At 63.2% G+C, this 23476-nt stretch carries 21 protein-coding genes; 12 read left to right on the top strand and 9 right to left on the bottom strand.

Translation table 11 applies throughout. The features are described from left to right. Positions 1 to 77: 77 nt before the first annotated feature. Positions 78 to 1601 (bottom strand): fumarate hydratase, encoded by a 1524-nt coding sequence (locus ACPZMI_RS09725; RefSeq protein WP_065864229.1) that lies wholly within the window; start codon positions 1599 to 1601, stop codon positions 78 to 80. 241 nt (positions 1602 to 1842) lie between these two features. Here ACPZMI_RS09725 and ACPZMI_RS09720 point away from each other — a divergent pair, with 241 nt between their 5' ends. Next, entirely contained in the window at positions 1843 to 2763 is a 921-nt protein-coding gene (locus ACPZMI_RS09720) for an iron-sulfur-binding ferredoxin reductase (RefSeq protein ID WP_426352126.1), read from the top strand. A 102-nt stretch (positions 2764 to 2865) separates the two neighbouring features. On the opposite strand, the gene pyk is transcribed toward ACPZMI_RS09720, so the two are convergent. Next, positions 2866 to 4320, bottom strand: coding sequence for a pyruvate kinase (gene pyk, locus ACPZMI_RS09715; protein ID WP_054893799.1), 1455 nt, complete (start codon positions 4318 to 4320; stop codon positions 2866 to 2868). Between the two features lie 238 nt (positions 4321 to 4558). On the opposite strand from pyk, the gene ACPZMI_RS09710 reads away from it, so the two are divergent. The 3 genes from ACPZMI_RS09710 (at position 4559) to sbcB (ending at position 6902) form a co-directional block, all read left to right on the top strand. After that, positions 4559 to 4942 carry a tol-pal system YbgF family protein gene (locus ACPZMI_RS09710; protein WP_186667302.1) on the top strand — a complete coding sequence of 128 codons (384 nt, stop codon included), beginning with the start codon at positions 4559 to 4561 and terminating at the stop codon, positions 4940 to 4942. Positions 4943 to 5056: 114 nt separating this feature from the next. Beyond that, complete coding sequence (locus ACPZMI_RS09705) at positions 5057 to 5416, top strand: PilZ domain-containing protein (RefSeq protein WP_186667301.1); 360 nt, start codon at positions 5057 to 5059, stop codon at positions 5414 to 5416. Between the two features lie 49 nt (positions 5417 to 5465). Then, complete coding sequence (sbcB, locus tag ACPZMI_RS09700; RefSeq protein WP_186718804.1) at positions 5466 to 6902, top strand: exodeoxyribonuclease I; 1437 nt, start codon at positions 5466 to 5468, stop codon at positions 6900 to 6902. A 57-nt stretch (positions 6903 to 6959) separates the two neighbouring features. On the opposite strand, the gene mvaT is transcribed toward sbcB, so the two are convergent. Then, a complete protein-coding gene (mvaT, locus tag ACPZMI_RS09695; protein WP_411383159.1) occupies positions 6960 to 7337 on the bottom strand; it encodes a histone-like nucleoid-structuring protein MvaT in 378 nt (125 codons plus the stop codon). A 304-nt stretch (positions 7338 to 7641) separates the two neighbouring features. Here mvaT and purU point away from each other — a divergent pair, with 304 nt between their 5' ends. Both purU and ACPZMI_RS09685 read left to right on the top strand, forming a co-directional pair. Further along, positions 7642 to 8493 carry a formyltetrahydrofolate deformylase gene (purU, locus tag ACPZMI_RS09690; protein WP_186667298.1) on the top strand — a complete coding sequence of 284 codons (852 nt, stop codon included), beginning with the start codon at positions 7642 to 7644 and terminating at the stop codon, positions 8491 to 8493. Positions 8494 to 8508: 15 nt separating this feature from the next. Beyond that, positions 8509 to 8742, top strand: a complete 234-nt coding sequence (locus ACPZMI_RS09685) for a hypothetical protein (protein WP_238343260.1) — start codon at positions 8509 to 8511, stop codon at positions 8740 to 8742. On the opposite strand, the gene gpgF is transcribed toward ACPZMI_RS09685, so the two are convergent. The 4 genes from gpgF to ACPZMI_RS09665 all read right to left on the bottom strand — a co-directional run bounded on the left by gpgF (position 8648) and on the right by ACPZMI_RS09665 (position 13582). Then, positions 8648 to 9640, bottom strand: a complete 993-nt coding sequence (gene gpgF, locus ACPZMI_RS09680) for a glucosaminyl phosphatidylglycerol flippase (RefSeq protein WP_426352125.1) — start codon at positions 9638 to 9640, stop codon at positions 8648 to 8650. The genes ACPZMI_RS09685 and gpgF overlap by 95 nt on opposite strands. After that, complete coding sequence (gene gpgD / locus ACPZMI_RS09675) at positions 9637 to 10401, bottom strand: N-acetylglucosaminyl phosphatidylglycerol deacetylase (RefSeq protein ID WP_426352124.1); 765 nt, start codon at positions 10399 to 10401, stop codon at positions 9637 to 9639. Before gpgD ends, gpgF begins: the two co-directional genes overlap by 4 nt. Continuing rightward, complete coding sequence (gpgS, locus tag ACPZMI_RS09670; RefSeq protein ID WP_186667295.1) at positions 10394 to 11515, bottom strand: N-acetylglucosaminyl phosphatidylglycerol synthase; 1122 nt, start codon at positions 11513 to 11515, stop codon at positions 10394 to 10396. Before gpgS ends, gpgD begins: the two co-directional genes overlap by 8 nt. A 192-nt stretch (positions 11516 to 11707) precedes the next feature. Continuing rightward, entirely contained in the window at positions 11708 to 13582 is a 1875-nt protein-coding gene (locus ACPZMI_RS09665) for a methyl-accepting chemotaxis protein (RefSeq protein ID WP_426352123.1), read from the bottom strand. A 168-nt stretch (positions 13583 to 13750) separates the two neighbouring features. On the opposite strand from ACPZMI_RS09665, the gene ACPZMI_RS09660 reads away from it, so the two are divergent. Further along, entirely contained in the window at positions 13751 to 15226 is a 1476-nt protein-coding gene (locus ACPZMI_RS09660) for a helicase HerA-like domain-containing protein (protein WP_426352122.1), read from the top strand. Positions 15227 to 15284: 58 nt separating this feature from the next. On the opposite strand, the gene ACPZMI_RS09655 is transcribed toward ACPZMI_RS09660, so the two are convergent. Further along, positions 15285 to 16757 (bottom strand): inorganic phosphate transporter, encoded by a 1473-nt coding sequence (locus ACPZMI_RS09655; protein WP_186667292.1) that lies wholly within the window; start codon positions 16755 to 16757, stop codon positions 15285 to 15287. 315 nt (positions 16758 to 17072) lie between these two features. Beyond that, positions 17073 to 17273 carry a hypothetical protein gene (locus ACPZMI_RS09650; RefSeq protein ID WP_081255307.1) on the bottom strand — a complete coding sequence of 67 codons (201 nt, stop codon included), beginning with the start codon at positions 17271 to 17273 and terminating at the stop codon, positions 17073 to 17075. Between the two features lie 415 nt (positions 17274 to 17688). Here ACPZMI_RS09650 and pcaR point away from each other — a divergent pair, with 415 nt between their 5' ends. The 5 genes from pcaR to pcaF all read left to right on the top strand — a co-directional run bounded on the left by pcaR (position 17689) and on the right by pcaF (position 23361). Next, positions 17689 to 18558, top strand: coding sequence for a pca regulon transcriptional regulator PcaR (gene pcaR / locus ACPZMI_RS09645; protein WP_186667291.1), 870 nt, complete (start codon positions 17689 to 17691; stop codon positions 18556 to 18558). Between the two features lie 301 nt (positions 18559 to 18859). After that, positions 18860 to 20206 carry a 4-hydroxybenzoate transporter PcaK gene (pcaK, locus tag ACPZMI_RS09640; protein ID WP_426352121.1) on the top strand — a complete coding sequence of 449 codons (1347 nt, stop codon included), beginning with the start codon at positions 18860 to 18862 and terminating at the stop codon, positions 20204 to 20206. A gap of 328 nt (positions 20207 to 20534) precedes the next feature. Next, positions 20535 to 21383, top strand: a complete 849-nt coding sequence (locus ACPZMI_RS09635) for a CoA transferase subunit A (RefSeq protein WP_186667290.1) — start codon at positions 20535 to 20537, stop codon at positions 21381 to 21383. Then, a complete protein-coding gene (locus tag ACPZMI_RS09630) occupies positions 21380 to 22159 on the top strand; it encodes a CoA-transferase subunit beta (RefSeq protein WP_186667289.1) in 780 nt (259 codons plus the stop codon). The genes ACPZMI_RS09635 and ACPZMI_RS09630 overlap by 4 nt, the downstream gene beginning before the upstream one ends. After that, entirely contained in the window at positions 22156 to 23361 is a 1206-nt protein-coding gene (pcaF, locus tag ACPZMI_RS09625; RefSeq protein ID WP_426352127.1) for a 3-oxoadipyl-CoA thiolase, read from the top strand. The genes ACPZMI_RS09630 and pcaF overlap by 4 nt, the downstream gene beginning before the upstream one ends. Positions 23362 to 23476 lie beyond the last annotated feature (115 nt).

Genomic DNA, 23476 nt, shown 5'->3' with positions numbered 1-23476 from the left:
ACCACCGCCAGACGGGCTATGCCGCGCTGGTGTGAAGTGGGCTTGCCCGCGAACGGGGCGCCGTGATTACCGCAGTCTTACTTCACTTCAACAGCCAGGCTCTGGGCAATCTTGTTCTGCCACAGCGCAGGGCCGGTGATGTGCACCGACTCACCCTTGCTGTCCACCGCGACGGTGACCGGCATGTCCTTGACGTCGAACTCGTAGATCGCTTCCATGCCCAGCTCGGCGAAGGCCAGGACCTTCGACTTGCGGATGGCCTGGGCCACCAGGTACGCGGCGCCGCCAACGGCCATCAGGTACACGGCCTTGTTGTCCTTGATCGCCTCGATGGCGGTCGGACCACGCTCGGATTTGCCGATCATGCCCAGCAGACCGGTCTGCTCGAGGATCTGGCGGGTGAACTTGTCCATCCGCGTGGCGGTGGTCGGGCCGGCTGGGCCGACCACTTCGTCACCGACCGGATCGACCGGGCCGACGTAGTAGATGAAGCGGCCTTTCAGATCCACCGGCAGCTCTTCGCCACGGTTGAGCATCTCGACCATGCGCTTGTGCGCAGCGTCGCGGCCAGTGAGCATCTTGCCGTTGAGCAGGATGGTCTCGCCCGGTTTCCAGCTGGCGACTTCTTCCGGGGTGATCTCGTCGAGGTTGACGCGACGCGCGCTCGGGCCGGCTTCCCAGACGATTTCCGGGTAGGCATCCAGCGACGGCGCTTCCAGCTCTGCCGGGCCGGAGCCGTCGAGCACGAAGTGGGCGTGACGGGTGGCGGCGCAGTTGGGGATCATGCACACCGGCAGCGAAGCGGCGTGGGTCGGATAGTCCATGATCTTGACGTCGAGCACGGTGGTCAGGCCGCCCAGGCCCTGGGCACCGATGCCCAGCTGGTTGACCTTTTCGAACAGCTCCAGGCGGATCTCTTCGATGCGGTTCTGCGGGCCACGGGCCTTGAGCTCATGGATGTCGATGGATTCCATCAACACTTCCTTGGCCATGACCGCGGCTTTTTCGGCAGTACCGCCGATGCCAATGCCCAGCATGCCAGGCGGGCACCAGCCAGCGCCCATGGTCGGGACGGTCTTGAGCACCCAGTCGACGATCGAGTCGGACGGGTTGAGCATGGCCATCTTCGACTTGTTCTCCGAACCGCCGCCCTTGGCTGCGACGTCGACTTCGACCTTGTCGCCGGGCACGATGGAGTAGTGGATCACCGCCGGGGTGTTGTCCTTGGTGTTCTTGCGGGCACCGGCCGGGTCGGCCAGGATGGAGGCGCGCAGGACGTTTTCCGGCAGGTTGTAGGCGCGGCGCACGCCCTCGTTGATCATGTCGTCCAGGCTCATGGTCGCGCCGTCCCAGCGCACGTCCATGCCGACGCGCACGAACACGGTGACGATACCGGTGTCCTGGCAGATCGGGCGGTGGCCGGTGGCGCACATGCGCGAGTTGATCAGGATCTGGGCGATGGAGTCGCGGGCAGCGGGCGATTCTTCACGCAGATAGGCTTCGTGCATCGCCTGGATGAAATCGACGGGGTGGTAATACGAGATGAATTGCAGGGCGTCGGCAACGCTCTGAATCAGGTCGTCTTGCTTGATCACGGTCATGCAGCGCGCTCCTCTTAAAGACGGGAACATTCGTAAAGGCATCGACACCGCCGACCAGCGCGTCGAAAGGCCTTGCAAGGCGCACCGGCAGGTCAGGCCGGCACAAAAAGGGCGCGGCAGTATAGCGCGGCTGCCCGTGGGAAACACCTGCGCGTGGTCTGGACCTTGGTCTGCCGCTGCCAGGCATCGTTCTTGCTGGCGTTCTGTACAATGGCAACAGACTCCAGGAGACCTTTCGTACATGCCCGATCTTCGCGTGGGCGAGCGCCGCATCAGCGTTCCGACCGGCAGCAACCTGCTCGACGCCCTCAACGGCGTCGGCCTGAACGTGCCTTACAGTTGCCGGGCCGGCAGTTGCCACGCCTGCCTGGTACGGTGCGTCGATGGCGAGCCTGAGGATGCCTTGCCCGAGGCGCTGCAGGCCGACAAGCGCGAGCAGGGCTGGCGCCTGGCTTGCCAGTGCCGGGTGACGGCTGATCTGCAGGTTATGGTGTTCGATCCGCAGCGTGATGGTGTGCCGGCGCGGGTGTGCGCGCTGGACTGGGTCGGCGATGTACTGCGCTTGCGACTGAAGCCTGCGCGGGCGTTGCGTTATCAGGCGGGGCAGCATGTGGTGCTGTGGCTGGGCACGGTGGCCCGACCATACTCGCTGGCCAGCCTGCCGGGGGAGGATGATTTTCTCGAGTTCCATATCGACTGCCAGCGGCCGGGTGCGTTTTGCGATCTGGCTCGGGGCTTGAAGATCGGTGACTCGTTGAGTTTGGGAGAGTTCAGAGGGGGCGCGCTGCACTACGATCCCGACTGGCAGGACAGGCCGCTGTGGTTGCTGGCGGCAGGTACCGGCCTTGCCCCGCTGTGGGGTGTTGCGCGGGAGGCTTTGCGCCAAGGCCATCGGGCAGGAATAAAGGTCATGCATGTGGCACACGATGATGCCGGGCACTACCTGCAACCCGCGCTGCAACGGACGCATGGCATCGATACCGAATACGTGCTGCAGGAGCATCTCGAGGAGGCGCTTGCGAGATTGCGTCCGACCTCTCGCCAGACCATCGCCTTGCTCTGCGGGTCGCCCGTGAGTGTCGAGCGCTTCGCTCGCAGATTGTTCATCGCCGGCGTGCCAAGAAACCAGGTGCTGGCTGACGTGTTCGTCGAGCATGCCTGACTCTCTGGCAGCACCATGCCCCATCGCGGGCAACCCAAAAAAAAGACCGCTCCTGAGAGCGGTCTTTTTTGCTGACCTGAAGTCGTTGCTACAACTCAGGCATCAACCGACCAGCGGATCACCCACGTGCAGGATCTTCATGCCATTGGTGCCACCGATGGTGTGGTAGCTGTCACCCTTGGTCAGGATCACCCAGTCGCCCTGTTCGACCAGGCCACGCTTGAGCAGCTCGTCGACAGCCGCCTGGCTGACCTTGTCGGCCGGCAGCGAAGCCGGATCGAAGGCGATCGGGTAGACGCCGCGGAACATCGAGACGCGGGCCTGGGTCGCGCGGTGCGGCGACATGGCGAAGACCGGCACATGCGAGCGCAGGCGCGACATGATCAGCGGGGTGTAGCCGCTTTCGGTCAGGGCGATGATCGCCTTCACGCCGGGGAAGTGGTTGGCGGTGTACATCGCGGCCAGGGCGATGCTCTCGTCGCAGCGCTCGAAGGTGGTGTGCAGGCGATGGCTGGACTTCTGGTTGGTCGGGTGCTTTTCGGCGCCCAGGCAGATGCGCGCCATGGCTTGCACCGCTTCGATCGGGTACGAGCCGGCGGCGCTTTCGGCCGACAGCATCACCGCATCGGTGTTGTCCAGCACGGCGTTGGCCACGTCTGAGACTTCGGCGCGGGTCGGCATCGGGTTCTGGATCATCGACTCCATCATCTGGGTCGCAACGATCACCGCTTTATTGTTGCGGCGAGCGTGCTGGATGATCTTCTTCTGGATGCCGATCAGCTCGGCGTCGCCGATTTCCACGCCGAGGTCGCCACGGGCAACCATCACGGCGTCGGAAGCCGCGATCAGGCCGTCGAGGGTTTCGTCGTCGGCAACGGCTTCGGCACGCTCGATCTTGGCCACCAGCCAGGCGCTGCCGCCGGCTTCGTCACGCAGCTTGCGTGCGTATTCCATGTCCTTGGCGTCACGCGGGAAGGAGACGGCCAGGTAGTCCAGGTCCATTTCCGCGGCCAGTTTGATGTCGGCCTTGTCTTTTTCGGTCAGGGCCGGTGCAGTCAGGCCACCACCTTTGCGGTTGATGCCCTTGTGGTCGGACAGTGGGCCACCGACGATCACCACGCAATGCAGCGCGTCGGCGGTAGCGGTTTCGACGCGCATGACCACGCGACCGTCGTCGAGCAGCAGCTCGTCACCTACACCGCAGTCCTTGACCAGGTCGGGGTAGTCGATGCCGACGATATCCTGGTTGCCTTCGGTGAGCGGGTGAGCGGTGGAGAAGGTGAACTTGTCACCGATCTTCAGTTCGATGCGCTTGTTGCTGAACTTGGCGATACGGATCTTCGGACCTTGCAGGTCGCCCAGCAGTGCGACGTGGCGGCCGTTCTTGGCGGCGATGTCGCGGATCAGGCGGGCGCGGGCCTTGTGCTCGTCCGGAGTGCCGTGGGAAAAGTTCAGACGTGCCACGTCCAGGCCGGCGAGGATCAGTTGTTCGATCACTTCCGGCGAGTTGCTGGCGGGGCCCAGGGTGGCGACGATTTTGGTACGGCGGATGGTCATGCACAGACTCCTATGTTGAAGCGCAGCGAAAGGCTACTCCTCAATTGCGCTGTAGTCATTGTTCCGTTGCACTACCTTGCAGGTTGGCGAGAGGGCGGTTGCACCGTCGGCAGCACCCTACAAGCAGGAGGTTACAGGTAGACGCTCGGCGCCGCGCGTCAGCTGGATGAAGCGTGCATCGGCGCGCTGAAGAAATCGGGGCGCAGGCCGATATACTGGCCATCAAAGGAGAATTCCCATGCGAGCCCTGATCGTGTTAACCATGGCGGCCAGTGTCGTCGGCTGCACCCGCTGGTCCATGGACCATCACCTGAACAATGCCTACCGCGCGTACGATCGTGGCGATTGCCAGCGGGTGATGCTGGAGCTGTCGCAAGTCGATCGCACCAGCCGTGCCCGTCCGTTCATCCATCCGGAAGTGGCGATGCTGCGTGGCCAGTGCCTGGAGCGGCAGAAACTCTATGTCGATGCAGCGCAGACTTACCAGTTCCTGATCCAGCGCTACCCGCAGAACGAGTACGCCTACCGTGCCCAGGCGCGCCTGCAGACCCTGGAGCAGCTCGGCCATCTGCGCGGTGAGCCGGCGGTGACCAGCCCTGCGCCGACTACGCCTTTGCGTTAATACCAAGGTGACAATGATTTCATCCGGGCCGTCGCTCAGGCTAAGCTAGGCTGTAAAGTAGGTGTAACGCTCACCGCCAGTACCTGGTCTTCCTGGCATAAGGTACGGAGAATCATGTTCATCGAACGTCAGATCGACCGTCATCAACTGCCTTACGTGCTCAAGGTTTTCAACCGGTTGACCGATCAGGAGATTGGTTATCTGGGGAATGCCTCCGAGGATGGGCTCATGGTGATCAGCCAGCTCCCGATCATGGTCGGACCGGATTTCGATCTGCAGCTGCGTGTGCCGCTTGCAGGCGGGGGCCATCAGTTCATCAATCTCACCGCCAGTTGCCTGTGGAGCCGCGAGGACCAGACCCCGGGGCATTTCGATGCTGGCTTCATGCTATTGCAGGCGCCGCGCGAGTACGACGAGTTCGTGCGCTCGCTGCGCGACTTCTTCAGCTTCAAGCCGATGAACGAGTCGGCCTGAAGGCGTTCCTCCGGTAGACTCGTCCGCGAACTTTGTACAGGACGACACCGTGAGCTCCAGCATCTTCTGGCACGACTACGAAACCACCGGTATCAACCCGCGCTGCGACCGACCGCTGCAGGTTGCAGGCGTACGCACCGATTTCGAGCTCAACGAGATCGACGAACCGGTCAACCTGTATTGCCGCCCCTCCGACGATATCCTGCCGCACCCCGCCGCCTGCCTGGTGACGGGCATCACCCCTGAGCAACTGATGGCAAAAGGCTTGGGGGAAGCGGAGTTCATGACCCGGGTGCATGAACAGTTGTCGCGCCCCGGCACCTGTGGCGCAGGCTACAACACCTTGCGCTTCGATGATGAAGTCACCCGCTACAGCCTCTACCGCAACTTCTTCGATCCCTACGCCCGTGAGTGGCAGGGTGGCAACAGCCGCTGGGACTTGATCGACGTGGTGCGTACCGCCTATGCCCTGCGCCCGGAAGGTATCGTCTGGCCGCAGCAGGACGGACGCACCAGCCTGCGCCTGGAGTTGCTGAGCAAGGCCAACAAGATCGATCACGGCCATGCTCACGAGGCATTGTCCGATGTCCGCGCCACCATCGCGTTAGCCCGCCTGGTTCGCCAACGCCAGCCCAAACTCTATGACTGGTTGTTCCAGTTGCGTAGCAAGCACAAGGTCATGGAGCAGATTCGCCTGCTTCAGCCACTGGTGCATATCTCCGGGCGTTTCTCCAGCGAGCGTAGTTACCTGGGGGTGGTATTGCCGTTGGCCTGGCACCCGCGTAATCGCAATGCACTGATTGTGTGCGACCTGCACATGGAAAACTCGCCTTTAATAAGGGAAAGTGCCGAGGTATTGCGTTCGCGTTTGTACACGCGGCGCGAGGAATTGGCTGACGGGGAATTGCCGGTTCCGCTGAAGTTGGTGCACATCAACAAATGTCCTGTGGTTGCGCCATTGAGCGTATTGCGCCCGGCCGATCAACAGCGACTGGGTCTTGATATGTCGCTTGTTCAGTCTCGAGCCGATCAATTGATTCAGCAGCAAGACGCTTGGCGGGACAAGCTGGAGAGCCTCTACAGCGCAGATGAGTTCGCACCCAGCGAAGATCCCGAGCAACAGTTGTACGAGGGATTTCTCGGGGATCGTGATCGTCGCTTGTGTGAACAAGTTCGTTTGAGCGATCCGCGACAGTTGGGGCAGGGGCACTGGATGTTCGATGATGCACGCATGCCTGAGCTATTGTTCCGCTACCGGGCGCGCAACTTTATCGACACCTTGAACGAACAGGAGCAACAACGCTGGCACCGCTTCTGCCAGCAGCGCCTGAGCGATCCGCGCCTGGGAGCGCCCAACACCCTGGGCGATTTCGAGCAGGCGGCGCAGGCCCGTCTGGTCGATACGGACGATGCCGGGCGGCAGGTCCTGGAGGCATGGCTTGCACATGTCCGTACACTGCGAACGCACTATGCGTTGGCAGAATAAATAAAAACGCCGGCGATGAGCCGGCGTTTTGCTGAAGCCTTAAGGCAGTTGCCGGGATCAGCCCAGCAGGGTTGCCCAGCTTTCAACCACGTCACCACCCCACTTGGCTTTCCATTCTTTCAGGGTCTTGTGGTTGCCGCCTTTGGTTTCAATCACTTCACCGTTGTGCGGGTTCTTGTATTGCTTGACCTTGCGAGCACGTTTGGTGCTGGTGGTCTTGGTAGCGCCGCGAGGGGCTTTGCTCAGTTTGGATTCCGGGTCGAGCAGGGCAATCACGTCACGCAGCGACTTGGAGTATTCGCCCATCAGTGCGCGCAGTTTGCCTTCGAATTCCAGCTCTTTTTTCAGCTTGTCATCTTGCGACAGGTTGGCGAGGCGAGCTTGAAGTTCCTTGATGGCTTCTTCGGTGGCGCGGTATTCGTTGATCAGGGACATGGAGTGTTCCTTGGTGAATGTACAGAGAGACAGTGGGCCAATAATAGACAGGCAATACTCGCAAGTAAACAATTAATAAGGGGCTCAAATGTCAAATCATTTTGAAGCAACAATAACAGCGCTTCGGTAAAGAAAAATTTACATATTGCGTCTCTGTGCCTCGTCAATCCTCATCCGCCTGCTTGCGGGTGCTCAGAGTCTGCATTGAGCTGCCACGCAGGAGCGCGCAGGCCAATGGTTACTGCCTTTTTCACGGCAGATGGCTAGAATGTGCGCCTTTGCGAAGTTTTCCGGAGTCTCATCCATGCGCACCTACCGTCTGACGATTGCCTGTCCCGACCGCGTCGGCATCGTGGCAAAAGTCAGTAACTTCCTGGCCTTGTACAACGGCTGGATCAACGAAGCCAGCCACCACTCCGACGAGCAGAGCGGGTGGTTCTTCATGCGCCATGAAATCCGCGCCCAATCCCTGCCATTCGGTATCGAGGCCTTCCGCGAGGCCTTCGCGCCGATCGCCGAAGAGTTCTCCATGAGCTGGAACATCACCGACTCGGCGCAGAAGAAGCGCGTAGTGCTGATGGCCAGCCGCGAGTCGCACTGCCTGGCCGACCTGCTGCACCGCTGGCACACCGATGAACTGGACTGTGATATCCCGTGCGTGATTTCCAACCACAACGACCTGCGCAGCATGGTCGAGTGGCACGGTATTCCGTTTTTCCACGTGCCGGTCGATCCGAAAGACAAGGCCCCGGCCTTCGCCGAAGTTTCGCGCCTGGTTGCCGAGCATGGCGCTGATGTAGTGGTACTGGCGCGCTACATGCAGATCCTGCCGCCACAGCTGTGCCAGGATTACGCCGGGCGTGTGATCAACATCCACCACAGCTTCCTGCCGTCGTTCGTCGGCGCCAAGCCCTACCACCAGGCTGCATTGCGTGGTGTGAAGCTGATCGGTGCCACCTGCCACTATGTCACCGAAGAACTGGACGCAGGTCCCATCATCGAGCAGGACGTGGTGCGTGTGAACCACGCCGACAGCATCGAGGACATGGTCCGCTTCGGTCGTGACGTGGAGAAGATGGTGCTGGCCCGCGGTCTGCGCTATCACCTGGAAGACCGCGTGCTGGTACACGGCAACAAGACCGTGGTCTTCGACTGACCGGAGCCTGCACAGATGGCCGATCCGCGTGACAAGGCTGGTGCCCAGCCACCGCCGACACTCGGTGAAGGCTGCCTGGCGCGCTACGACCCCGAGGCGTTGAGCGATGAAGACGGCACCGAGTTCGAAGGTGCCGCCGAGCTCTGGGAGCAGCTCAACCCTCCTGACGCCGCCAGCGCTCCAGCAACGGACGCGCCAGCAGACAGACGAACACCGGCCCCCCGGCGAGCAGATAGAAGTAATAAGTGACGGCGCGCCAGATCAGGATCGCCGCCGCTGCTGTCGAGCTGCCCACCAGTGGCGACAGCAGGGTCGCCGACGTCAGCTCGGCGGCTCCTGCGCCGCCTGGCAGCAGGCTGAACTGGCCGGCACTGAGCGAGAGCATCTGCACCAGGAAGCTCGGAATCCACGACAGCTCTACCCCCAGCCCCCTCAATACCAGATACAGCACGCTGTAGCGCAAGCTCCAGTGCGCGCAGGTGAGGGCGAATACCAGCGCCAGCGTGCGCTTGGGCAGGCGCCAGGTGTCGGCCAGTGCCCGGGTGAAGCGTAGCAGCGTGCGCGCCCAGCGCCGCCGACGGCCGGTCGACAAACCCAGGCGTTGCAGCAGTCGACCGTTCCAGCGCATCACGCCACGCCGGTAGCGCAGCAGCACGACGATTGCCGCCAGCGCGCCACACAGCAAGGCGGCGCTGCCCAGCAGCATGCTTTCCTGGCTGCGACCCAGGCTGTGGAACAGGGCGTAGCCGGCGATGGCCAGCATGGCGCAGAAGAAGAACAGCAGGTCGTTCAACTGGTCCATGGCGAACACCGCGCCACTGCGGGCCGGGCCAATGCGTTCGCGGGCCAGCAGTGTCATCAGGGTCAAAGGGCCTCCGCTACCGCCGGGGGTGGTGCAGATGGCGAACTCAGTCGCCATTACCACGCCCAGGCTGCGTACCCTGCCCAGTTGTGCACCCTGCTGGCCGAGCAGCAAGCGCAGGCGCACGGCGTTGATGATCCAGCACAGCAGGATCATGCCCAGCAGGGTCGCCATCAGCCCTGGGTCGAACGTCTGCAGGCGCGGCAGCAGTTGGCTGCCGCCCAGAATGCCCGGAACCAGCACCGCGAGCAGCAGCGTCAGCCCCAGCCAGGCGAGGCGGTTCATGGGCAGGTCCTGCGCTCCAGCCAGGCAGATTTGGTCAAAGGCTCACGCCCTTGCTCAATCAATTCACGCAGGGTTCGCAACCAGTAGTTGCGTGCGCTGGAGTGGCGCATATCCACCGGATGCAGGCCCAGGCGCAGGGTTTCGGCCTGGCGCCAGCGCCGGGCCTGCCAGTCACAGAGCACCCGTGACAGACCGCGGCGCCACGCACTGCGGGCGCTCCAGACCAGCCCGGGAGCTTCGATCGCGGTGAAGTCCGGCAGCCGATAAAGGTGCTGCGGTGTGCTGGTGTAGCGCAGTGGCAGGCGGCGCAGGGCCTGGCGGGTGCCTTCGCTCATCAGCCAGGCGGGCGCGACGAAGCCTGCGACCGGCCAGCCCTGGCGGGCGAACAGGGCCAGGCCCGCCTCCAGACGTTGCAGGGCTTCGCGCTGCTCCAGCGCATAGAACTCGCCCTCATGGGTGTAGATCCGGCGCATGAAGTACTCGGCAGGCCCGCGTGGGGCAGGGCCATCGTCGGCGTGGTAGAAACCGTGCAGTGCCAGCTCGTCGCCGCGCGCCAGGCGCCTATCGAGGAGGCGGCAGAAGTCCGGAGAGCGGGCCAATGCGTTGCGGTGGTGGAAGTCCGGGACCACCAGCCAGGTCATGGGCACGTCGCCCATTGCATCGACGGCTTCGACGAAGGGACGGTAGTCGGGCCAGGTTTCGGGCGCCACATCGTGCAGCACCAGCATCAGGCTACGCGAATCGGCGGGCGCTTCACGCATGGGCGCGTACCTGTGGCGACAGGCCAAGCACGGCCTGGTAGTGCAGCAACAGGCCATCGACCACGCTATCCCATGAGTAATGCTGCTCCACATGGCGACGGGCCTGGGCGCCTAGGGGGCGCACGCCGGCTTCGAAGATTTCGCGCACTGCCCCGGCCATTGCCTGGCTGTCGTTGGCCTGGCACAGGCGCCCGCACTGGTCGTTGACTATCTCGCCGAAAGCCCCGGCGCGCACGGCGACCACCGGTGTGGCGCTGGCCATGGCCTCGAGTATCACCAGGCCAAAGGTTTCCTGGTCACCGGCGTGCAGCAACAGGTCGGCACTGGCGAGCAGGCGGGCCACCTCATCGGCGGGGCAGAAGTGGTCGATCACGCTGACATTGTCCGGCACGTTGGCCGGCATGTTCGAGCCGACCAGCAACAGGTGGTAATGGCGACCCAGGTGGCCCATGCACTCGAGCAGCACTGGCAGGTTCTTCTCCCGCGAGCCGCGACCGGCGAAGACGAGCAGACGAGTGGTATCGGGAAGGCCGAGCTGGGCGCGCAGGTGCGGATCGCGCCTGTCGGGGTGGAAGGTATTCAGGTCGACTCCCAGGGGCTGTACATGCACATCGCGCACGCCAAGACGGCGCAGTTTGTCGGCCATTACCTGGCTCGGCGCCAGCACCCGGTCGAAATTGCCGTAGAGCTTGCTGACATAGGCTTCGACATTGGGGGTGAACCAGTTGCCCATGCGGTTGCTGACCAGCAATGGCAGGTCGGAGTGATAGAAGCCGATCACCGGCACGTCCAGCTTGCGTCCCGCCTCAAGGGCGGCCCAGGCGGTGAGGTAGGGATCGCCGACCTCGATCAGGTCAGGCTTGAGATCGCGCAGCACGTTGCACCAGGGCGTCAGGCGTACCGGAAAACGGTAGCCCTTGCCGAACGGCAAGGGCGGGGCTGGCACCTGGTAGATGCCATTGGCATCACGGGCGCTGGGGCCGGGGATCAGCAGACTGTGGCGTACGCCGGGCATGGCGTCGAGGCGATGGTGTTTGGCATCAAGATAGGTCCGTACACCGCCGCTGGCCGGGGCGTAGAACATGGTGATGTCAGCGATGTGCACGATCAGCATCCCTCCGGGATCGTCTTCGGGTCTGTCATCCGGCGGTAACAGACCGACGGTGACGCGCCTAAAGGTTGACCTTTATGAAGGATAGTTTGTTCGATCGGGATTGGGCGGCGGGACGTCCTGGCTTGCCCGCTGCGGGAGCGGGCGAGTCGGGATGCCCCGCCGCTCCCACAGGTGCTGCACAGCCCTCAGGCGTCAGATACGGAAACTGCCCACCAGTTGCTTGAGGCGCGCGGCCTGCTGTTCCAGGTCGGAGCAGGCGCGCAGGGTGGCCTGCAGGTTTTCCACGCCTTCCTGATTGAGGGTGTTTATTTCGTTGATGTCCATGTTGATCGACTCCACCACCGAGGTCTGTTCCTCGGTGGCGGTGGCCACCGACTGGTTCATGCCGTCGATCTCGCCAATGCGCTGGGTCACACTGCCCAGGCGCTCGCCGGCCTGGTTGGCGATCTGTACGCCGTCCTGGCTGTGGCGTTGACTCTGGTCCATGGTCTCGACCGAGGTGCGGGCGCCGACCTGCAACTCCTCGATCATCCCCTGGACCTGCTGCGCCGATTCCTGGGTACGGTGGGCGAGGTTGCGCACCTCGTCGGCCACTACCGCGAAGCCGCGGCCGGCCTCACCGGCGCGGGCGGCTTCGATGGCCGCGTTCAGCGCCAGCAGGTTGGTCTGCTGGGAGATGCTGGTGATGACCTCGAGGATCTGGCCGATGTTGACGGTCTTGTCGTTGAGGGCCTCGATATGCGCGCTGGAACTGACGATCAGTGCCGACAGGCGGTTCATCGCCTGGATATTGTGCTCGACCACTTGCTGCCCCTCTTCGGCGAGCAATCGCGCGGAGCTGGCATGTTGCGAGGCTTGTGCGGCATTGCCGGCGATTTCCTGGGCCGCGGCGCCCAGCTCGTTGATGGCCGCCGCGACGCTGTTGGTGCGGTTGGCCTGCTCGTCGGAGTTGAGCATTGAGGAGTTGGAGGCGCTGACCACCCGCAGCGCCACTTCGTTGACCTGCTCGGTGGCCGAGGAGACTTCGCGAATCGAGCTGTGCACCCGTTCGACGAAGCGGTTGAATGCGCTGCCGAGCACACCGAACTCGTCATGGTTGTGGATGTTCAGGCGCTTGGTCAGGTCGCCTTCGCCTTCGGCGATGTCTTCCATGGCGCGGGTCATGGTGTGCAGCGGTTGCATCAGTATGCGGATCAGCAGGCCGAGCAGGCCGATGATGATCACCACCGCCACCAGCGTGGCAATCACCGCCGAGTTGCGGAAGGTGCTGAGCATGCTGAAGGCCTTGTCCTTGTCCACCGACAGGCCGATGTACCAGTTGGCCGAAGGCAGGCCCTTGATGGGGGTGAAGGTCAGCAGGCGCGCGTTGCCGTCGACCTGCACTTCGGTCAGCTCGCGAGACAGTTTCGGGGTGTTCTGCGGGAAGGCCTCCGACAGCGATTTCATCACCAGGGCATTGTCCGGGTGCACCAGGATCTTGCCCTGGTCGTTGACCAGGAACGCGTAACCCATGCCGCCGAAGTTCAGCGAGTCGATGATCTGTACCAGGCCGTCCAGCGCCAGGTCGCCGCCGACCACGCCGACATCGCTGGAGACCTTGTCGAGGATGCCGATGACCATCTTGTTGGTGGTCATGTCGATGTAGGGTTCGGTGAGAAGGGGACCGCTGGCGGCCATCCCGTCCTTGTACCAGGGGCGTACGCGCGGGTCGTAGCCGTCGGGCATCTTGCTGTCGGGGCGCACGCTGAAGCCGCCGTCGACCTTGCCCAGGTAGACCGTGAGGAAGCTGGAGATCAGCGCCTGTTGGCCCATCAGGGTTTCGGCATCGGCCGGATGCTGGGCGATATTCTGCGCAAGGTTTTCCACCAGCCGGATCCGCCCTTCGAACAGGTTGCGGATCGTGGTGGAAGTGGACTGGCCCATTTCTGCCAGGTAACTCTCCAGATTGGCGCGAATGGCATTACGCTGGAGATAGTCGTTGTACAAGGTGAACAGCGCGAAGGCCAGTATCACGATCAGAGAGGCCGCCAAGAGAATCTTGTGGCTGAAACGAAGGCTTTTGTTCATGACGTCGTCGGGTCCGCTAAGGTTTTATCGGGTCGCTCGCACGAAGCACAGCAGAAAACAGTGCAACAATCCGGTGAGCCTTGGTGGGTTGTGTCCTGTATTTCGGGTCAATATCGCCTCTGCATATCGGCCGCTTTTAGGCAAAGCTTGAGAAGAGGATGAAATAAGATGTCGGATTCTTCGCAAATCGTTGTAGGTGCCGGTCTAGACGGCTTGCCGGTCGGTCAAGCCATGCGCTTGGCCAACCGCCATGGACTGGTCGCCGGAGCGACCGGCACCGGCAAGACCGTGACCCTGCAGCGTCTGGCCGAGGTGTTCAGCGACGCGGGGGTGGCGGTGTTCGCCGCAGACGTGAAAGGAGACCTGTGTGGCCTGGGGGCGGCGGGTTCGCCCCAGGGCAAGGTGGCAGAACGCATTGCCGGGATGCCGTGGCTCGCCCACCAGCCCAAGGCCTATCCGGTGAGCCTGTGGGATATCGCCGGGCAGAGTGGTCATCCGTTGCGCACTACCCTCAGCGAAATGGGCCCGCTGCTGCTGGGCAACCTGCTTGAACTGACCGACAGCCAGCAGGCGGCGCTCTATGCGGCGTTCAAGGTTGCCGACCGCGAGGGCCTGTTGCTGCTCGACCTGAAAGACCTCAAGGCGTTGCTTGGGCATCTGAAGGACAACCCGCAGTTGCTGGGCGAGGACAGCGCACTGATGACCACCGGTTCGACCCAGGCCTTGCAGCGACGCCTGGCAACGCTGGAGCAGCAGGGGGCCGATGCGTTGTTCGGTGAGCCGGCGCTGCAACTGGAAGATCTGCTGCGGGTCGATGGCGATGGTCGCGGGCGTATCCACCTGCTTGACGCCAGCCGCCTGGTGCATGAGGCGCCGAAGGTCTATGCGACCTTCCTCCTGTGGCTGCTGGCCGAGCTGTTCGAGCAACTGCCGGAGCGCGGCGACGCCGACAAGCCGGTGCTGGCGCTGTTTTTCGACGAAGCGCACCTGTTGTTCAACGGCACTCCCAAAGCCCTGCAGGATCGTCTGGAGCAGGTGGTGAGATTGATCCGCTCCAAGGGCGTGGGGGTGTACTTCGTCACCCAGTCCCCGGGCGACCTGCCCGATGCCGTGCTTGCGCAGTTGGGCTTGCGCATCCAGCACGGGCTGCGGGCCTTCACCGCCAAGGAGCAGAAGTCGCTCAGGGCCGTGGCTGACGGCTTTCGTCCCAATCCAGCGTTCGACACCCTGGCGGTGCTCACCGAGTTGGGGATCGGCGAGGCGTTGGTGGGCACCTTGCAGGACAAGGGGACGCCAGAGATCGTCCAGCGCGTGCTGGTGGCACCGCCGCAATCGCGGATCGGCCCGCTGACCACGGCGGAGCGCAGTGCACTGATCGCGGCATCGCCCCTGGCGGGGCGCTATGACAAACCCATCGACCGTGAGTCTGCCTACGAGCTGCTGACCCAGCGCAAGGGCGAGCCGGTGGAGCCGGTGCCTCAGCCCAAGGTTGAGACGGAAAGTCTGGCTGACAAGGCGGGAGAGTTCTTGCAGAGCGCGGCAGGGCAGGCGATCAAGTCGGCGGTACGCCAGGCCGCCAACCAGCTGGGCAGGCAGCTGGTGAGAGGCTTGATGGGGTCGTTGCTGGGGGGCAAGAAGCGCTGAGTTTTCCCAGGGCATGAAAAAGGCGCCGTCGCGGGCGCCTTCTTCAATGCTGCAGGTGTCAGCCGATTGCTTTGGAGGCAAGCCAGAACAGGCCGGCCGCCAAGCCCATCGAGGCTGGCAGGGTCAGTACCCAGGCCAGCAGGATGGTCTTCACCGTGCCGCCTTGCAGGCCGCTCTTGTTGGCGACCATGGTACCGGCAACACCCGACGACAGTACGTGGGTGGTCGAGACCGGCAGGCTGAACACGTTGGCCATGCCGATCGCGCAAGCCGCGGTGATCTGTGCCGACATGCCCTGGGCGTAGGTCATGCCTTGCTTGCCGATCTTCTCGCCGACAGTCAGTACCACACGCTTCCAACCGACCATCGTGCCCAGGCCCAAGGCCAGGGCGACGGCGACGATCACCCAGAACGGGGCGTATTCGGTGGTTGCGGTCAGGTCCTTGCGCAGTTTTTCCAGGTCGGCCTTCTCGCGGCCATCCAGCCCTGGCAGCTTCCCGACCTTCTTCGCGGTGTCGTCCAGGCACAGCAGGTAACGACGTACTTCCACACGCTGTTCGGCGCTCAGGTCGCGGTAGTCGGTCACGCCCTGGAGCGAGGTCTGCAGCGCGGCAATGGTCGGCTCGGTCTGTTGCGGGTTGCAGCTGAACTGCTCCGGCAGGTCGGTCGACTTGGCCTTGCCCAGCGCCAGGAACTCGCCAAGCGTGGCGGCATTGCGCTGGTAGAACTGGCTCATGTGCAGGGTGGCGTCGCGGGTACGCTCGATCTGGTAGGTGGTGCTGTTCAGGTCGAGCACGAACTTGGCCGGGACGATACCGATCAGCACCAGCATGATCAGGCCGATGCCTTTCTGGCCGTCGTTGGAGCCGTGCACGAAGCTCACGCCCATGGCCGAGATCACAAGCACCAGGCGGTTCCAGAAGGGCGGATGCTTCTTGTCGTCGAGCTTGCGGCGCTGTTCGGGGGTCTTGTGCATCTTCGACAGCGGGCGCCACCATTTCAGGCCAATCAGCACCAGTGCGGCGACGGCGAAGCCGGCCATCGGCGAGACCACCAGCGACATGGCGATGTCGATCGCTTTCTGCCAGTTCACGCCGTCACCCAGCGGGATGTCGCTGAGCAGCGCGTTGGCCAGGCCAACCCCGAGAATCGAGCCGATCAGGGTGTGCGAGCTGGACGCCGGGATACCGAAGTACCAGGTGCCCAAGTTCCAGGTAATGGCGGCGGCGAGCAGGGAGAAGACCATGGCCAGGCCGTGCCCGGTGTTCACGTTGATCAGCAGCTCGACCGGCAGCAGGTGCACGATGGCATAGGCCACCCCGACACCGCCGAGCAGAACCCCGAGGAAGTTGAACACACCCGAGAAGAACACGGCCAGGTGCGGCGGCATGGCTTTGGTATAGATGACGGTGGCTACCGCGTTGGCGGTGTCATGAAAGCCATTGATGAACTCGAATGCGAGCACGAAGGTGAGGGCGAGCACCAGGCTCACGGCTACCCAGGCATCCAGTCCGCTGAATAAATCGATCATGAAGGTTTTCTGGCGGTCGTAGGGGGGCCGGATTATGCCAGAAAACCATGGCAATCGATGCACCCGTGACAGACAGATGGCAGCTTTTCTACTGCTGCCACGACGGTTCGTCGGTAGGGAACGAGGCGGAATCGACGAACAAAAAAGCGTTAATTCCGGTTAAATACCGCGAATTGGCGATTAAAAGAAGGGTTTTTCAAGATTAAAACGGGCGTATGAAATTTGTGTAATTCCATTTCATCATCGGCTGCGGCATAAGAACGCGTGGCGCCAGGGCCTTCAGCACCGTGGCGCGCTGCGATCAGGCCCCGAGGCTCAAGGCTCTTCGGGGCGCCGTTCCTTTTCCATCTTTTCCAGTTCCTCGGAGAAGGCTTGGTCAAGGAGGCTGGCACGTTTGCGCCAGGGTTTGCGTTCCGGTTCCGGTTGGGCAGCATAGGTGGTGACTTCACCACCATAAACATCCTTGTAACGTTCTGCCTGGCGCTCGAGTTCGGCGCGCAGTTCATCTTTCGTCACAGTATCGACCTGATAAATTGAAGAGGTTCTCGGTACAGGGCTGTACCACGCGGTGCGTGTGGATCCCTTTCCCATCGTGCGTACAGACCTGAGCGCCGAATTATAACCGTCGAATCAGCAATGGCCACGGCCTTTACTCAAGCCTGATTGTGCAATGGAAAGTTGACCCGTTGTACTTGGGAAGTTGGAGGCGACGTACCGAGTAAAGTTCGGATAAACAGTGCAGAAATGAAAACGGCCTCGCTGGTAAGCGAGGCCGCTGCCTTTAGTCTTCTACGGTGGGTACCTGACCAGTCTCTCCAAAGAAGCCACAAGGGCATGAGAAAGGTATAAGCAAACGTGTCGGCGGTCAATTGCGATTATCGGCCGCTTGTTCGATAATCGCACGAAGCGCCGTTTTTTTTGAGGTCTGCCGATGAACGATGAAACCAACGCTTCCACGCCCAGCGATCCGCAGCGTGCCGTCACGCCTTCCCTGGCCCCGCCGATCGTCGCATCGCCGGCCAAGCGCATCCAGGCGTTTACCGGCGACCCCGACTTCATGACCTCTCTGGCCCGGGGCCTGGCGGTGATCCAGGCCTTCCAGGAGCGCAAGCGCCACCTGACCATTGCCCAGATCAGCCACCGCACGGAAATCCCCCGCGCCGCTGTGCGCCGTTGCCTGCATACCCTGATCAAGCTCGGTTACGCCACCTCCGACGGGCGCACGTATTCGCTGTTGCCCAAGGTGCTGACGCTGGGGCACGCCTACCTCTCCTCGACGCCGCTGGCCGTCTCGGCCCAGCCCTACCTGGACCGTATCAGCGAGCAACTGCACGAAGCGGCGAACATGGCGACCCTCGAAGGCGACGACATTCTCTACATTGCCCGCTCGGCGACGGTGGAGCGCCTGATTTCGGTGGACCTGTCGGTGGGCGGGCGCCTGCCGGCGTATTGCACCTCCATGGGCCGGATTCTGCTGGCGGCACTGGACGACACCAGCCTGCGCGAGTATTTCGAGCGCGCTGATCTCAAGGCCCGGACCAGCCGCACCTTGCATGATCCCGAGTCGCTGTTCGCCTGCATCCAGCAGGTGCGCGCCCAAGGCTGGTGTGTGGTCGACCAGGAGCTGGAGCAGGGATTGCGTTCGATCGCCGTGCCAATCTACGACGCGTCAGGGCAAGTGCTGGCAGCACTGAATGTCAGCACTCACGTTGGACGGGTGACGCGCAATGAACTGGAACAGCGCTTCTTGCCCATCCTGCTGGCGGCCAGCCGTGATCTTTGCCACCAGTTGTTCGGTTGAGCGCCGGGTAGCGCGCCGTTCCGGCAGGTAGATAAGCGGTAAAACCATTCTTGTGCGATAAACGCACAATGTCGCTCCTCGTGAATTGCGCCCGCCGCAGGCGCTGATTAATGTTTCTCGCAACGGTCGGCGCTGCCGACCGGACAATAACAACACGAGACAAGCCCATGACCACTGTCCCTTCGCTGCCTTGCGCAGTTGCATCGTTACCCAGCTGATTTCAACGCCCGTACTGGTTTCTCCAGCCCTGCGCCTTACTTGTCGCAGCGGTGTACCCGCGCCCATCTTCTGGATAACAACAATGAACAAACCGCAAACTACTGTCGGCAACTGCCTCGATGTACAGTCGTTCATCAACGACCAGCCGCTGTCCCGCTATCAATGGCGGGTGGTGATCCTGTGCTTCCTGATTGTCTTCCTCGATGGCCTGGACACCGCAGCGATGGGGTTCATCGCTCCGGCGCTGTCCCAGGAGTGGGGCATCGACCGCGCCAGCCTCGGCCCGGTGATGAGCGCCGCGCTGATCGGCATGGTCTTCGGCGCCCTGGGTTCCGGGCCGCTGGCCGACCGCTTCGGTCGCAAAGGTGTACTGGTCGGCGCGGTACTGGTGTTCGGCGGCTTCAGCCTGGCGTCGGCATACGCCAGCAATGTCGATCAACTACTGGTGCTGCGCTTCCTGACCGGCCTTGGCCTGGGAGCTGGCATGCCCAATGCCACGACCCTGCTGTCTGAATACACCCCGGAGCGTTTGAAGTCGCTGCTGGTGACCAGCATGTTCTGTGGCTTCAACCTGGGCATGGCCGGCGGTGGCTTCATCTCTGCCAAGCTGATCCCGGCCTACGGCTGGCACAGTCTGCTGGTGCTGGGCGGCGTGCTGCCGTTGCTGCTGGCGGTGGTGCTGTTGGTGTGGTTGCCAGAGTCGGCGCGTTTTCTGGTAGTGCGCAATCGCGGCACCGACAAGGTGCGCAAGACGCTCGCCCCGATCGCTCCGGCCGTGGTAGCCCAGGCCGCGAGCTTCAGCGTACCGGAGCAGAAAGCCGTGGCTGCGCGCAATGTCTTCGCGGTCATCTTCTCCGGCACCTACGGCCTGGGCACTGTGTTGCTGTGGTTGACCTATTTCATGGGGCTGGTGATCGTCTACCTGCTGACCAGTTGGTTGCCGACGCTGATGCGCGACAGTGGCGCCAGCCTTGAAACGGCGGCCTTCATCGGTGCGCTGTTCCAGTTCGGCGGCGTACTCAGCGCCGTGGCGGTAGGCTGGGCGATGGACCGCTTCAATCCACACAAGGTCATCGGCATCTTCTACCTGCTGGCCGGGGTGTTTGCCTACGCGGTGGGTCAAAGCCTGGGCAACATCACCCTGCTGGCCATTCTGGTGCTGGTCGCGGGGATGTGCGTGAACGGGGCGCAGTCGGCGATGCCGTCGCTGGCGGCGCGCTTCTATCCGACCCAGGGGCGTGCCACAGGGGTGTCGTGGATGCTCGGCATCGGCCGTTTCGGCGCGATTCTCGGGGCCTGGAGCGGGGCGACGCTGCTGGGGCTGGGCTGGACCTTCGAGCAGGTGCTGACTGCGCTCCTGGTGCCGGCGGCGCTGGCGACCGTCGGGGTGATCGTCAAAGGCTTGGTGAGTCACGCTGACGCCACCTGATCGAGCATGGGTGGTGACCTTTTCGCGGGCAAGCCCGCTCCCACAGGGGTGGACTGCCCCCCAAGAAGTTGGACACAAATCCAACCCTTGGGGGCAGTCCAGGGATTGGGCTGGCCTTTAGGTTTGAGCAAGACAGTTGCTCCCTGGTGGGAGCGGGCTTGCCCGCGAAAAGGTCACCGCCAGTTATCAGCGATCCCTCATTCAAACCGTTCGATAACCGCACAAAAGGTCGATTATCGGATTGTTTCTCCACCCCCGGTCTCCTTAATCTGAGCCCATCGCAGCGACGCTGCACTCAAACCCGACTCAGCCTGACCAGGAGTCTCCAATGGCAGCAATCCTCTCGCTTCATGATGCCGTGAAGCAGTTCGTCCACGACGGCGACAGCGTTGCCCTCGAAGGTTTCACCCACCTGATTCCGACCGCCGCCGGTCACGAAATCATCCGCCAGGGCAAGCGCGACCTCACGCTGGTGCGCATGACTCCGGACCTGATCTACGACCAACTGATCGGTGCCGGTTGTGCGCGCAAGCTGATCTTCTCGTGGGGCGGCAATCCGGGGGTCGGCTCGCTGCATCGCCTGCGCGATGCGGTAGAGAAACAGTGGCCGCACGCGATCGAGATCGAAGAGCACAGCCACGCTGACCTGGCCAACGCCTACGTTGCCGGCGCCTCCGGCCTGCCGTTCGCGGTACTGCGTGCCTACGCAGGCTCCGACCTGCCCAAGGTCAACCCGCTGATCAAGTCGGTCACTTGCCCGTTCACGGGCGAAGTGCTGGCTGCCGTGCCTTCGGTTCGCCCGGACGTCACCGTGATCCACGCACAGAAAGCCGACCGCAAGGGCAACGTGCTGCTGTGGGGCATCCTCGGGGTGCAGAAGGAAGCGGCCCTGGCCGCCAAGCGCTGCATCGTCACCGTCGAGGAAATCGTCGACGACCTGCAGGCGCCGATGAACGCCTGCGTACTGCCGACCTGGGCGCTCAGCGCAGTGTGCCTGGTGCCGGGCGGCGCGCATCCGTCCTACGCCCATGGCTACTACGAGCGTGACAACCGCTTCTACCAGGCCTGGGACCCGATCGCGCGCAACCGTGAATCCTTCACGGCCTGGATCGACACCTACATTCGCGGCACCACCGATTTCACCGAATTCAAGCGCAAGCTGGAGGCTGCACAATGAGCTACTCCACCTCCGAAATGATGACCGTGGCCGCGGCCCGTCGCCTGCGTAACGGCGCCGTCTGCTTCGTGGGGATCGGCCTGCCGTCCAAGGCCGCCAACCTGGCGCGCCTGACCTCGTCGCCCGATGTGGTGCTGATCTATGAGTCTGGTCCGATCGGTGCCAAACCGAGTGTGCTGCCGCTGTCGATCGGCGATGGCGAGCTGGCCGAGACCGCTGACACCGTGGTGCCGACCGGCGAGATCTTCCGCTACTGGCTGCAGGGCGGCCGTATCGACGTAGGCTTCCTCGGTGCCGCCCAGGTCGACCGCTTCGGCAACATCAACACCACCGTGGTCGGTGACTACCACGCGCCCAAGACCCGCCTGCCGGGTGCCGGCGGTGCGCCAGAGATCGCAGGCTCCGCCAAGCAGGTGCTGATCATCCTCAAGCAGTCGCCGCGCGCTTTCGTCGACAAGCTCGACTTCATCACCTCGGTCGGGCACGGCGAGGGCGGCGATTCGCGCAAGCGCCTGGGCCTGCCCGGCGAGGGGCCGGTGGGCATCATCACCGACCTGTGCATCATGGAGCCGGAAGCCGGCACCCACGAATTCGTGGTGACCTCCATCCATCCGGGCGTGACCCGCGAACAGATCGTCGCCGCCACCGGCTGGGCGATTCGTTTTGCCGATGACGTGCAGGTCACTGCCGAGCCGAGCGAGACGGAATTGGCCGCCCTGCGTGATCTTGAAGCCCGTACTGCGGCAGCCCATGGCCAGAGCGCAGGAGAAGCCTGATGCGTGACGTATTCATCTGCGACGCGATCCGTACCCCGATTGGCCGTTTCGGCGGCGCCTTGGCCGGTGTGCGTGCCGACGACCTGGCGGCGGTGCCACTCAAGGCGCTGGTCGAGCGCAACCCGCAGGTTCGCTGGGATCAGCTCGACGAAGTGTTTCTCGGCTGTGCCAACCAGGCCGGCGAGGATAACCGCAACGTCGCGCGCATGGCGCTGCTGCTGGCGGGCCTGCCCGAGAGCATTCCCGGCGTGACCCTCAACCGCCTCTGCGCCTCGGGCATGGATGCGGTCGGCACGGCGTTTCGCGCCATCGCCAGTGGCGAGATGGAGCTGGCCATCGCCGGTGGCGTCGAGTCGATGTCGCGGGCGCCGTTCGTGATGGGCAAGGCCGAGAGTGGCTATTCGCGCAACATGAAGCTTGAAGACACCACCATCGGCTGGCGCTTCATCAACCCGTTGATGAAGGCCCAGTACGGTGTCGATGCCATGCCTGAGACCGCCGACAACGTTGCCGACGATCACCAGGTCTCGCGTGCCGACCAGGACGCCTTCGCCCTGCGCAGCCAGCAGAAGGCCGCCGCCGCCCAGGCAGCAGGTTTCTTCGCCGAAGAGATCGTGCCGGTGCGCATTGTCCACAAGAAGGGCGAAACCCTGATCGAGCAGGATGAACACCTGCGCCCGGACACCACCCTGGAAGCGCTGGCCAGGCTCAAGCCGGTCAATGGCGCGGACAAGACCGTCACCGCTGGCAATGCGTCGGGGGTGAACGATGGCGCGGCGGCGCTGATCCTGGCCTCGGCCGATGCCGTGAAGAAACACGGCCTGACCCCACGTGCCCGTGTCCTGGGGATGGCCAGTGCCGGCGTGGCGCCGCGGGTGATGGGCATTGGCCCGGTGCCCGCGGTGCGCAAGCTGACCGAGCGCCTGGGTATCGCCGTGGCTGATTTCGATGTGATCGAACTCAACGAGGCCTTTGCCAGCCAGGGTCTGGCGGTTCTGCGCGAGCTGGGCGTGGCGGACGATGCACCGCAGGTGAACCCGAACGGCGGGGCAATTGCCCTGGGGCATCCTCTGGGCATGAGCGGCGCGCGGCTGGTGCTGACCGCGCTGCACCAGCTGGAGAAGAGCGGCGGGCGCAAGGGCCTGGCGACCATGTGTGTCGGCGTGGGGCAGGGGTTGGCGCTGGCCATCGAACGGGTTTGACCTGTGCCGGGCCCGGCGTGGGGGGGGGAAGGGGAACCAGGCCAACTCTGGGGGGGATTTTCTTAAGCGGAAGGGATACAGACAAAAAAAAAAAAAAACACAACCCACAACACAA

The sequence above is a fragment of the Pseudomonas wayambapalatensis genome, from assembly GCF_049942315.1.
GTDB lineage: Bacteria > Pseudomonadota > Gammaproteobacteria > Pseudomonadales > Pseudomonadaceae > Aquipseudomonas > Aquipseudomonas wayambapalatensis.
Note: the sequence above shows the minus strand (reverse complement) of the source record. Positions and strands in the feature narration are given on the sequence as shown.

Coding starts and splice junctions, on each gene's coding strand:
- ACPZMI_RS09725 (WP_065864229.1), bottom strand. CDS start 1,601: ATGACCGTGATCAAGCAAGACGACCTGATTCAGAGCGTTGCCGACGCC.
- ACPZMI_RS09720 (WP_426352126.1), top strand. CDS start 1,843: ATGCCCGATCTTCGCGTGGGCGAGCGCCGCATCAGCGTTCCGACCGGC.
- pyk (WP_054893799.1), bottom strand. CDS start 4,320: ATGACCATCCGCCGTACCAAAATCGTCGCCACCCTGGGCCCCGCCAGC.
- ACPZMI_RS09710 (WP_186667302.1), top strand. CDS start 4,559: ATGCGAGCCCTGATCGTGTTAACCATGGCGGCCAGTGTCGTCGGCTGC.
- ACPZMI_RS09705 (WP_186667301.1), top strand. CDS start 5,057: ATGTTCATCGAACGTCAGATCGACCGTCATCAACTGCCTTACGTGCTC.
- mvaT (WP_411383159.1), bottom strand. CDS start 7,337: ATGTCCCTGATCAACGAATACCGCGCCACCGAAGAAGCCATCAAGGAA.
- purU (WP_186667298.1), top strand. CDS start 7,642: ATGCGCACCTACCGTCTGACGATTGCCTGTCCCGACCGCGTCGGCATC.
- ACPZMI_RS09685 (WP_238343260.1), top strand. CDS start 8,509: ATGGCCGATCCGCGTGACAAGGCTGGTGCCCAGCCACCGCCGACACTC.
- gpgF (WP_426352125.1), bottom strand. CDS start 9,640: ATGAACCGCCTCGCCTGGCTGGGGCTGACGCTGCTGCTCGCGGTGCTG.
- gpgD (WP_426352124.1), bottom strand. CDS start 10,401: ATGCGTGAAGCGCCCGCCGATTCGCGTAGCCTGATGCTGGTGCTGCAC.
- gpgS (WP_186667295.1), bottom strand. CDS start 11,515: ATGCTGATCGTGCACATCGCTGACATCACCATGTTCTACGCCCCGGCC.
- ACPZMI_RS09665 (WP_426352123.1), bottom strand. CDS start 13,582: ATGAACAAAAGCCTTCGTTTCAGCCACAAGATTCTCTTGGCGGCCTCT.
- ACPZMI_RS09660 (WP_426352122.1), top strand. CDS start 13,751: ATGTCGGATTCTTCGCAAATCGTTGTAGGTGCCGGTCTAGACGGCTTG.
- ACPZMI_RS09655 (WP_186667292.1), bottom strand. CDS start 16,757: ATGATCGATTTATTCAGCGGACTGGATGCCTGGGTAGCCGTGAGCCTG.
- pcaR (WP_186667291.1), top strand. CDS start 17,689: ATGAACGATGAAACCAACGCTTCCACGCCCAGCGATCCGCAGCGTGCC.
- pcaK (WP_426352121.1), top strand. CDS start 18,860: ATGAACAAACCGCAAACTACTGTCGGCAACTGCCTCGATGTACAGTCG.
- ACPZMI_RS09635 (WP_186667290.1), top strand. CDS start 20,535: ATGGCAGCAATCCTCTCGCTTCATGATGCCGTGAAGCAGTTCGTCCAC.
- ACPZMI_RS09630 (WP_186667289.1), top strand. CDS start 21,380: ATGAGCTACTCCACCTCCGAAATGATGACCGTGGCCGCGGCCCGTCGC.